Annotated in this window: 10 protein-coding genes; 5 read left to right on the forward strand and 5 right to left on the reverse strand. The window is 53.0% G+C overall.

The genetic code is table 11. The features are described 5' to 3' along the window. Positions 1–298 precede the first annotated feature (298 nt). Positions 299–1,177: a LysR family transcriptional regulator gene (locus tag F3J40_RS12400; RefSeq protein WP_017346696.1), complete on the reverse strand. Its 879-nt coding sequence runs from the start codon at positions 1,175–1,177 to the stop codon at positions 299–301. 338 nt (positions 1,178–1,515) lie between these two features. Here F3J40_RS12400 and F3J40_RS12405 point away from each other — a divergent pair, with 338 nt between their 5' ends. Further along, complete coding sequence (locus F3J40_RS12405; protein ID WP_167015029.1) at positions 1,516–2,811, forward strand: CitMHS family transporter; 1,296 nt, start codon at positions 1,516–1,518, stop codon at positions 2,809–2,811. A gap of 163 nt (positions 2,812–2,974) precedes the next feature. Next, entirely contained in the window at positions 2,975–3,364 is a 390-nt protein-coding gene (locus F3J40_RS12410; RefSeq protein ID WP_167015031.1) for an H-NS family histone-like protein, read from the forward strand. A gap of 34 nt (positions 3,365–3,398) precedes the next feature. Here F3J40_RS12410 and F3J40_RS12415 read toward each other — a convergent pair whose 3' ends face one another. Further along, a complete protein-coding gene (locus tag F3J40_RS12415) occupies positions 3,399–4,700 on the reverse strand; it encodes an LLM class flavin-dependent oxidoreductase (protein WP_167015033.1) in 1,302 nt (433 codons plus the stop codon). Positions 4,701–4,914: 214 nt separating this feature from the next. On the opposite strand from F3J40_RS12415, the gene F3J40_RS12420 reads away from it, so the two are divergent. From F3J40_RS12420 to F3J40_RS12430, 3 genes are read left to right on the forward strand one after another with little or no spacing between them, the layout of a single operon-like run. Beyond that, a complete protein-coding gene (locus tag F3J40_RS12420) occupies positions 4,915–5,457 on the forward strand; it encodes a GNAT family N-acetyltransferase (protein WP_167015035.1) in 543 nt (180 codons plus the stop codon). 3 nt (positions 5,458–5,460) lie between these two features. Further along, complete coding sequence (locus F3J40_RS12425; protein WP_167015037.1) at positions 5,461–6,600, forward strand: amidohydrolase; 1,140 nt, start codon at positions 5,461–5,463, stop codon at positions 6,598–6,600. Continuing rightward, positions 6,597–7,913 (forward strand): MmgE/PrpD family protein, encoded by a 1,317-nt coding sequence (locus tag F3J40_RS12430; protein WP_167015039.1) that lies wholly within the window; start codon positions 6,597–6,599, stop codon positions 7,911–7,913. Before F3J40_RS12425 ends, F3J40_RS12430 begins: the two co-directional genes overlap by 4 nt. A gap of 37 nt (positions 7,914–7,950) precedes the next feature. Here the strand turns inward: F3J40_RS12430 and F3J40_RS12435 are convergent, their stop codons facing one another. Genes F3J40_RS12435 through F3J40_RS12445 form a run of 3 tightly spaced genes read right to left on the reverse strand, consistent with a single transcriptional unit; the run spans position 7,951 to position 10,521 of the window. Next, positions 7,951–8,712 (reverse strand): amino acid ABC transporter ATP-binding protein, encoded by a 762-nt coding sequence (locus F3J40_RS12435; protein ID WP_167015041.1) that lies wholly within the window; start codon positions 8,710–8,712, stop codon positions 7,951–7,953. Beyond that, entirely contained in the window at positions 8,705–9,628 is a 924-nt protein-coding gene (locus F3J40_RS12440) for an amino acid ABC transporter permease (protein WP_167015043.1), read from the reverse strand. Before F3J40_RS12440 ends, F3J40_RS12435 begins: the two co-directional genes overlap by 8 nt. Beyond that, complete coding sequence (locus F3J40_RS12445) at positions 9,625–10,521, reverse strand: ABC transporter substrate-binding protein (RefSeq protein WP_167015045.1); 897 nt, start codon at positions 10,519–10,521, stop codon at positions 9,625–9,627. Before F3J40_RS12445 ends, F3J40_RS12440 begins: the two co-directional genes overlap by 4 nt. Between the last annotated feature and the right edge of the window lie 94 nt (positions 10,522–10,615).

Here is a 10,615-nt window from a genome sequence, read left to right on the forward strand (position 1 = left end):
GGGGCGAGACGATAGGCTTCACCTAAACTATGCTGAATCATTCAGCATAACTTACAGAATGCTGATGAGAACTATACGCATTATTATTATCAGCGCAAGTTGTTACTGTCAGTAGCTACCGATTATTTACAATAAAGCTTACCTCAATGAAATTATTTCATCTGGACTGCGCGGAATAATGATTTTGCTGCGTGATTATCGGAGTGAAAATATATCTTTATTGAGGCAAAGGCAGAACTAAAAACCCTTTAACGCGAGGAGAAGATGCACGACATCCGTGCGTGCATTTTCGCTATGCTCACCAGCGCCAGTGTTTTTCGGCCAGTTCGACTAACAGACGTGAAGCAGGCGAGAGCTCGCTCAACGAGCGGAACTGCCAGCCGAAAGTACGCGGCATAATCACTAACGGCAGATGAATTTCAGTTAATAACTCCTGCCCCTGTAACAGACGGCGAGAAATAAAACTCAGCAGTTGGGTCTGCGCAATCACCTGACGCATGGGTGACATGGTATTACTTAGCATCTGGACTCTCGGCGCCGCATAGCCCCCACTGCGCAAGCGCTGCTCTAACCATTGCCGTGTCGCTACGTTATCTGAAGTCAGTAACCAACGATATTGCTCTAGCTGCTCTGGTGTGGGGTGAATGCCCGCTAGCGGGTGGTTACGACTGGCGACCACCACCACCGGATCTTCTACCAGCGGTCGGGTGACAAATTCATTATTTTGTCCCGGTAAGAAGCCCAAAATCAGATCGATCTTGTTCTCACGCAGTTTTTTCTGCAGCAGATCGTTCAGACCCACCTGCACTTCCAGTACGGCCGTAGGGGCACGCATCAGCAGTTCATGTGTTAGCTGTGGCAACATGAATTCTGCGGCGGTTGCGGCAACGCCAATGCGAATCACGCCCGCTTTGCCCTCTCCCAGAGCCTGCATGTCTTGTCGCGTCACCTGCATCAGGTGGACAACTTTTTGAGCACGTTCACAAAGTAGGATACCCGCTTCCGTCAGTTGCATGCCACGGCCAACTTTCAGAATGAGTCGGGTTGAGTACATTTTCTCAAGGCGCTGGATGCATTTTGTCAGTGCGGGCTGAGTGATACCAAGGGACTGAGCGGCCTTGCCCAGGTGCCCGGTCTCGCGTACCGCCAGTAGGTAATGTAGATCTTTCAGTTCCATTCATTCCTGCCAGGAATTTAGTCATAAAAATGAGAGAATATTATTTATCTTCAGGTAATGCCAGGATGGTTATACAGCATTGGAGAAGGGACCGGAAGGCAAAGCCTAAATAGGTTGTAAATATCAGTGTCAAAAACGACACTGTCTATAAACCGGCACTGAAATCACAGGGGGAATATTCCGAACATAAAATGATCGACACGGGTCAGCGTTAATTAATAACCATGACTATTTACTACTGAAAAATGAAAAACACCAACGCCAGAACTGTTTCATATTTGTATTTTTTGTGATGCGTGATTGTAAAAAATAATAAACCTCTGATATAGGAAATAACTATGCTATTGATCATCAGCCTGCTTATGATCGTCACTTTTATTGGCTTGCTTTTGAGCAAAAAAATGTCGGCGATAACCGCTTTGATCCTGATTCCAACCCTTTTCGCCCTGCTGGCCGGACACACAGGGGATACCGGGGAGATGGTGGTGAAAGGGTTGCGTACCGTAGCACCCACCGGAGTGATGCTGATTTTTGCCATGCTCTATTTTATGAGCGTGACTGACGCCGGGATGTTTGATCCCATCATCAGAAGAATCGTCTCTTCTGTTGATAGCGATCCGGTAAAAATATACCTCGGCACCGCATTACTGGGCTTTATTGTGGCCCTGGACGGTGATGGCGCTACGGTATATATGATCGTACTCTCCGCTTTTCTGCCAATTTACGAACGCGTGGGATTATCAAAACTCAAAGCGGCTTGCATCCTGCTGCAATGTACCGGACTGGGTAATATGTTTCCCTGGGGTGGTCCAACGGCGCGTGCCGCAGCCGCAGTGAAAGCCGATATTTCATCGTTATTTGTTCCGATGCTACTGCCATTATTGGCCTGCGTAGTCTGGACATTTGTCATGGCATGGATATTCGGCCGTCAGGAGAGACGCCGTCTGGGTTTCTCGCCAGAGACCTCTTCAACAGTGCCAACACTCTCACTGCCGGAAAACAGTGGTCCGGCCTGGCGTTTCTGGTGTAACTGGGCATTGACCATTGCACTGATGACCGTTCTGGTACTGGATGTGATCCCGATGCCGTGGTTGTTTATGTTAGCGACCGCGCTGATGTTCTTAATTAACTATCCGAAACTGTCGGAACAACAGGAACAGCTGCAAAAACATGCGGGAGCGATTCTCTCCGTTGCGAGCCTGATTTTTGCCGCCGCCGTCTTTACGGGCATCTTCTCCGGCACAGGGATGGCGGACAGCCTGGCAAAAGGGATTGTCCATGTCATCCCGGATACGCTCGGCCCTTACCTCGCCCTGATCACAGCGCTAATCAGTATTCCGGTGACCTGGATGGTGTCTAACGACGTGTTCTATTTCGGGATGCTGCCGGTACTGGTTGAAGCCGCAGGACAGTACGGGATTGAGCCTATTGAGATGGCGCGTGCCGCTTTAGTCGGGCAGCCGGTACATATCCTCAGTCCCTTAGTGGCTTCCACCTATTTGCTGGTGGGGATGCTGCAACAGGATTATGCCCAGGTGCAGCGCAACACCCTGCGTTGGTCTTGTGCAACATCACTGGTATTACTGATCGCCAGTCTGGCAACGGCCGGGTTTCCCTTTTATCACTCGAGTTAATTAATTCCACTATTCGGAACGAGGTGCGCCTCGTTCCATTTATTTTTATTAAATCGTGTTACGTCTTCAGTGTAAATTTTCGACGCTTTACTCATATCGCTTTCTTTCTCTTTTTGCCGTAGACTCCCCGACTCAGATAAAGCAGTTTTATAAAGGATAATGAATGAGCGAGGCGTTAAAGTCTTTAAATAACATTCGCACGTTGCGTGCTCTGGTCCGTGAAATGGACGTGGACATGCTTGATGAGATGTTAGATAAATTCTCAGTGGTAGTTACAGAACGGCGCGAAGAAATGGCGTCAGAAAACGCTGCCAGTCAGGAAAAAGCCGATAAGCTTGCTCAGTATCGTGCCATGCTGCTCAATGATGGAATTGATATCAGCGAATTGATGGGGAGTGCTCAGGAGAGCAAAACTCGTGCCGCGCGCCCAGCAAAATACCGCTACACCGATGAAGATGGTGCGGAGAAGACATGGACCGGCCAGGGTCGCACACCTTCACCGATTAAGAAAGCCATCGACAACGGCGGCTCTCTGGAAGACTTCCTGATTTAAGCGAAAGCCAGCCTCAACGGCTGGCTTAGTTTTATCAGGCCACCGGCAAACCTAAGTTCTCACGCAGCGTCGCGTGTTCATAATCTTCATGGAACAGCCCACGGCGGCGCAGTTCAGGAATAACCAGCTCAACAAACAGGTCCAGTTGTTCTGACATCACCGCAGGCATGATGTTGAAACCGTCTGCACCACCCTGCTCCAGCCAGAGCTGGAAGTCATCGGCAATATCTTCAGCCGTACCGACAATCACACGGTGACCACGGGAACCTGCTGCAACCGCCGCTAACTCACGCAGCGTCAGGTTTTCGCGTTTTGCCATATCGGTCATCAGTTTCACACGGCTCTGATTCCCTTCACCCAGCGGAACTTCCGGTACCGGGCCATCCAGTGGGAACTGGGACATATCCATGCTGAAACGCAGCGAGAGCTGGCGTAAGCCATTTTCGATATCAACCAGTGAGTTCAGCTCTTTCCACAGTGCCTGTGCTTCTTCACGCGTGCGTCCAACAATCGGCATCACACCCGGCATAATCACCACGTGCTCTGGATTACGACCTGCCGCAACCACCTGATCTTTCTGCGAGCGATAGAACGTTTGCGCCTCTTCCAGGCTCGCCGCCGCAGTGAAGATCACTTCTGCGGTTTCTGCGGCCAGTTTTTGCCCATCGGCAGACGAGCCAGCTTCGATAATCACTGGACGCCCCTGTGGAGAACGGGTGATGTTGAGCGGCCCCTGCACCTGGAAATGCTCACCCTGGTGGTTAATAGGCTGAATTTTTTCATCCACGAAGTAGCGGCCACTCGCCGCGTCTGGCTGCACCGCCCCCTCTTCCCAGCCTTCCCACAGTTTGAAGGCCACGTCCAGGAACTCACGCGCACGGCCATAGCGCTCTGCGTGGTTGGGCATATCATCACGGCTAAAGTTACGTGCGACATCAGCAGAGAAAGAAGTCACGACATTCCATGCGGCACGGCCACGGCTGATGTGGTCCAGGGAGGAGAACGCACGCGCCATGGTGAAAGGATCGCTAAACGTGGTGGAAGCCGTTGCGGCAAGACCAATACGGCGTGTATTAACAGCCAGCGCCGACAACAGGGTCAGCGGCTCAAGGCGCGCCATGGTGGATGGCAGGCGATACATGCTGGTCGCCAGCGCATCGCCAACAAAGAAGAGATCAAACGTGCCCGCTTCCGCTTTCTTAGCCAGCGTGATCAGCCAGTCGATATCGGTTGGCGATCCGAGATTTTCCGTTAACCGCCAGCCGCTCACGTGCTGACCAACCGGTTGTACAAACAGACCCAAGCGCAAACGACGTTGTTGTGATGAACTTTGCATAATCTTCCTGGTTCAAAAAAGTGCATAATGCATAAACAGAATCAATTCTGGCATTTTACCGCTTAGCGCTGACAAAAGCCGCCCTTTCTAAATCTCATATTTGCATTTGCTTATCTGTTTTTCACATATAGAAGATAATCGCTTTCCTGTAATCTTGATCCCTTGGTTTTTTCTACTTTTTTCTTAGCCTGAAATCGCTATTCCGGGGAACGTTATGCAACTCGATTTTCGTCAGGTCCGCAGTGATGAAGTCCGCACGTATCTGGACCTGATGCACGCCGCTTATGCGCCGGTTAAAGCGCTGGGAATTAAGTTTGATGCCGCAACAGCGACACTGGAGCAGGCGACACAGCATCTCGCCTCACACGGCGTGTACGCGCTATACGCCGACGGCGTTATGGTTGCCTCGGTGACCATTCGCTACCCCTGGGGACCACTGCCAGGCCCGTTTGGTTTACCGCATATTGGTTGGTTCGGCGCACATCCTGACTATGCCGGGCACCACTTTGGCCGCCAGGTGTTAGATCGACTGGAACAAGAGGTGCTGATTGCCCAACTGCGAGCACCCGCAGTTTCACTGGGCACCGCGACCAGCCATCCGTGGTTGAAAGAGATGTACCTGAAACGCGGTTATGAAGCCATGCATACCACGGACCTTGGCAAAGGCCACATCACCCTGTATATGAAAAAAGTCCTGAACCAGCCGCAGCATGACATCTGGTGGGAAAAACTCGCTGCTCAACAGCCTGGAGTTTGACGTATGAGTCTGGAACAACAACTGATCGCTTTCCGCCACGAACTGCATCGCCACCCTGAACTCTCTAACCAGGAGTTTGAAACCACTGCACGCATTCGCCAACAGCTGGAAAATTATCACATTCGTGTGCTGGACCTCCCGCTGAAGACCGGTCTGGTGGCCGAGGTGGGACCGCAACAAGGGCCATTAGTGGTATTACGTTCCGATATCGATGCCCTGCCGATTGAAGAGCAGTCCGGTGTTGACTTTGTTTCGCAGAATCCTGGGGTGATGCACGCCTGCGGCCATGATTTTCACAGTTCCGCCGCTCTGGGTGCCGCTATTCTGCTGAAGCAGCGCGAACAGCAACTGACAGGTCCGGTGCGCATCCTGTTCCAGGCGGCCGAAGAGACCGGGCAAGGCGCACCGGACATCATCGCCACTGGCGCGCTGGATAATGCCCGTGCCATCTTTGGCATTCACAACGATCCCACCCTGCCCGCTGGCGTGGTTGGCAGTAAACCCGGCCCACTGACCGCTGCGGTTGACCGCTTCACCATTACGGTGAAAGGCACCGGTAGCCACGCTGCACGTCCCCATGATGGCAACGATCCGATCGTGATTGCCGCTCAGATTGTCAGCGCTGCGCAGACCCTGATTAGCCGTAACGCTCCGTCATCGGACAATGCGGTGGTTTCCATCACACAAATTCACAGCGGCAGTACCTGGAACGTCATTCCTGACAGCGCCTGGCTGGAAGGCACGGTGCGTTCATTCTCACAAACCACGCGTGAACTGTTAGAAAAGCGCTTCCGGGAAATTGTGATGGGCATCGCTGCCGCTTTTGGTGCTGAAGTCGAGTTTGACTGGCAAGCTGGGCCACCTTCGGTAGTCAACGACGCCCACTGGGCGGATTTTGCACTGCAACAGGCCGACCGCAGTGGATTCGAAGCACGGGTGGTGGAAGCCAGCCCGATCGGCGAAGATTTTGCTTTCTACCAGCAAAAGCTGCCAGGTGCCTTTATGATGATTGGCACTGGCGAACCTTACGCCCTGCATCATCCGGCATTTCGAATTAACGACACCGTATTATGGCCAACCGCGCAGTATCTGGCGCAATTGGCAGAAGCCGCGTTGTTATCACTCGACGGAGCACAGCCGTGAGCCTGACTAGTGCGCTCGTTAAACGCATCCTCTTCAGTGAGCCGGATGCGGAAGCACGCCAACATGCGCAACGCGGCGTGATTGACTATATCGCGGTGACCTGGCCCGTACTGCGTGGACATGTCCCGGACAGCTCTCTGCCCGCATTGCGCAGCGTGTATCACGATGGGTCTGCCCGCTCACTCGCCTTGTTGTGGGGCTATGCCGGTCACGCTCTGGACTACGATGATTTTCATGCCGATTTCCGTGGTCATCCTAGCGTGGCGATCTTGCCCGCCCTGTTTGCCATGGTTGCGCATGGCCAGCGCACAGCAGTTTCACACCTGTTGGATGCCTACGCGATTGGCATTGAAGTCGCCGGACGCTTAGGTCTGGCTGCCAGCCAGCAGCACTATGCATTGGGCTATCATAATACCGCCAGCCAGGGAACCATTGTTGCCGCTGCTGCGTTAGCGCGATTGCTGCAACTGTCAGAAGACCAAACCGCCGCTTTATTGGGGATTGCCGCCACTCAGGCCAGCGGCTTGCGTGCCCAGTTTGGTTCCGCTATCAAACCGTTGCATGCTGGGCTCGCCGCAGAACGCGCGGTGGCTTCAGCCCAACTGGTTATGGCCGGTATTGAAGGACAAAAACAGGGTGTAATTGAGGCGTTTCTGGCCGCCACCGGCAACGGTCAGCAACAGCCAGAAAAGCTCATTGAACACTGGGGTGCCCCATGGCGCATCGTATCGCCAGGACTGGAATTTAAGCCGTTTGCGACCTGTGGCGGAACGCATAGCGCAGCAGAAGCCGCGCGCATTCTCCGCCGTGAGTGGTTAGCCAGTGGACATTCGCTTGAAAGCCTGTTGGCGCAAATTGTCCATATTGATGTTAGCTTCCCACCCGGTGGAGATCTCGCAGCATCAGTGCGCAAACCGAACAGCGGCATTGAAGCGCGTTTCAGTCTGGAGTATGTGATTGCAGCCATGTTGATCTATGACGATCTGCGCCTGCAAGACTTTGCCGAAGGTGACGTTAATCCAGCCGTGATACCACTGGCTGGGAAAGTGCATCGCCATGAGGATATGAGCGCCCCACCTGATGCGCTTAACCCCTCCCTGCGTTTCCATGAGGTAGCGGTGACATTGCAATCGGGTGAGAAGCTGATTTGTCGTCGTACCCGTCAGCAATCTGTGGCGGTACCGGTGGATGTCGAGGGTAAGTTGCAGCAGGCTGTGAAGTCTGAAACGGCGGAGAAGGCAGAGCAGTTATTGCAGGCATGTCGGCTAGAAACCGACGAAGCGCTGGTGACGCTGGTGAACTTACTACGATGAAAATCACAGTGCCAGCAATGCTGGCACTGTGAATAGATTACAACACCGTGGCGATAAAGTTACGCACGCGCGTATTTTCAGGATCGTCCAGCACGGCCTGTGTCGGGCCAGCAGCAACGATTTTTCCCGCTTCCATGAACACCAGGTTATCCGCCACTTCACGCGCAAAACCAATCTCGTGCGTGACGATAACCATGGTAATCCCGGAATGCGCTAACTGTTTAATCACCTGTAGCACTTCACCTACCAGCTCAGGGTCTAGCGCAGAAGTGGGTTCATCAAACAACATCACGCCCGGGTCCATCGCCAGAGCACGAGCAATGGCTACACGCTGTTGCTGACCACCAGAGAGGTTTTGCGGCCACTCATTCTCGCGTCCGGCTAATCCCACCTGTTGCAATAAGCTCATCGCTTTTTCAGTCGCCTGTTGGCGGCTTTGCTTTTTCAGGCGCATCGGCGCATCAATGATGTTTTGCAAAACAGTACGGTGCGGGAACAGATTAAACTGCTGGAACACCATGCCCATTTTGCTGCGCTGACGCGCAATCTCACCGCTGCTCAACTCATGCAGCGTCTGCCCTTTTTGCCGGTAGCCAATCAACTCTTCACCGATGCGGATCGTACCGCCATCCAGCTTCTCCAGGTGATTGATACAACGAAGCAACGTTGATTTCCCCGAACCCGATGGTCCGAGAATCACCGTAACCGAACCGGCCGGGATCTCAAGGCTCACTTCATTCAGAATGGTGTTACCGGAGAAACGTTTGGTCACTTTGCGCAGTGTGATCGCCTCAGCCATGTTCAACTCCTTGCTCAAGGCGACGGCGGCGAGCCGCAATCAGACGGCCGACCCAGTTCACTTGCGGATTACGGGTGACACCACGAGAGAAATGACGCTCCACCCAATACTGTCCCACAGACAGTACCGATGTCAGCAGCAGATACCACAACGTTGCCACCAACAGCAGAGGAATCACTTCATAGGTACGCTGATAAATGATCTGTGCCGAAAACAGCACGTCCTGCAGGGAGATCACCGAAACCACCGCAGTGGTTTTCAGCTGACCGATCACTTCATTGCCCGCAGGTGGCAAAATGGCGCGCATGGCCTGAGGCAGTACGGTAAAGCGGAAAATCTGTGCCGGACGATACCCCAGCGCACGGGCCGCTTCAATCTGACCGTTGCTGACACTCTGAATACCCGCACGGACAATCTCCGCCGCATAGGCTGACTGATGCATAACCAATGCGATCACAGCGGCACTGAAGGGGCTAATCAAAGCATTTGACTGTGCGCTCCATACTTCACCCAACCCCGGCAGTGACAGGGAGATTGAAGGATAGAGCGCGGCGATGTTGTACCAGAGGAACAGTTGTACCAGCATGGGCACGCCACGGAAAAACCACGTATAGGCCCAGCTCACCGATGAGAGTACCGGATTCGAGGACAAACGCATCAGCGCCAGTACCGTACCAAAGGCAAAGCCCAGCACCACAGAGATCACCGTGAGCTGGATGGTCATTAACACGCCTTGTAATATCGAGGCCCCGGTAAAGTTTTCGGCGATCACGCCCCACTCAAAACGCGGGTTATTGATCATCGAATTCACCATTGCCGCCACACACAGCAGTACGATGATGGCACTCAGCCAACGGCCATAGTAGCGCTTACCGACAATTCGCAAATCGTCGGTATGCTCAGGAACAAATTTCATCGAAACATCTCTTCATTACGTGGGGCAGATTTCAACGCACCAAAACCGATGTTCCAGTGGTCGAGAATCTTCTGATAGCTACCATCTTTAATCAGTGAGTTCAGAGCAGCCTGCACCGCAGGTTCCAGCGGAGAGTCTTTCGGGAAAGCAACGGAAACCGGCTTATCATCCACGTGAATTTCACCCACAACAGTCAGTGATTTCACCAGATTCGCCTGCCATGCCAGACCTTCAATGGGACCGAAGAACATTGGCACCCGGCCACTCACCACTGCCTGAACGCCCGCAGGACGATCCGGGAACACGGCGATGTTCAGCGGTTTTTTGCCTGCGGCTTCGCACGCTTTGCTGGCATCTTCAAGACGAGTGACCTGGGTCGTACCTGCACCGGCACCAATTTGCTGACCGCAAATCGCGTCGAAAGAGGTGAACGCAGGAATATTTGCTGCCTTCTGTGCAATCACACCTAAACGGCTGGCATCATAATAGCCAACGAAGTCCACCTGCTTCAGACGGGCCTGGGTCGCATTGATATTGGATAAAGCCACATCGTAACGGCCGGTTTTCAGGCCCGGAATGATGTTGTCAAAGCCCCCGGTATCACGCCACTGAACCGCAATCCCTAAACGCTCACCGACCGCATTCATGACATCAATTTCGCGGCCTGCCAGGGTCTTATTATCTTCTTTGAAGAAGGTGGTTGGCGGAGTATTCGGGTTAGTACCGGCAACGATATAGCCGCGTTTGAGGATATCCGCAGGCAACAGTTTATGTAGCGCCTGATCGGCTTCGACATGCACTGAACTCTCACTTGGAACTGCATTTTCTGCAGCGAATGCAGGTGTCATCACTGCTGCCAGTGCAAGTAAAGTCAGGCGTTGAGCAAATTTCACGAAAGATTTCTCCTGATTGAGACTGCAATACTCTCCTGTTTAGGAGAAAAGCGTGCCAGTTACGGCTAAATAGTCATTTTTTATGGCTCTGCGG

The sequence above is a fragment of the Candidatus Pantoea multigeneris genome, from assembly GCF_011752615.1.
Classification (GTDB): Bacteria; Pseudomonadota; Gammaproteobacteria; order Enterobacterales; family Enterobacteriaceae; genus Pantoea; species Pantoea multigeneris.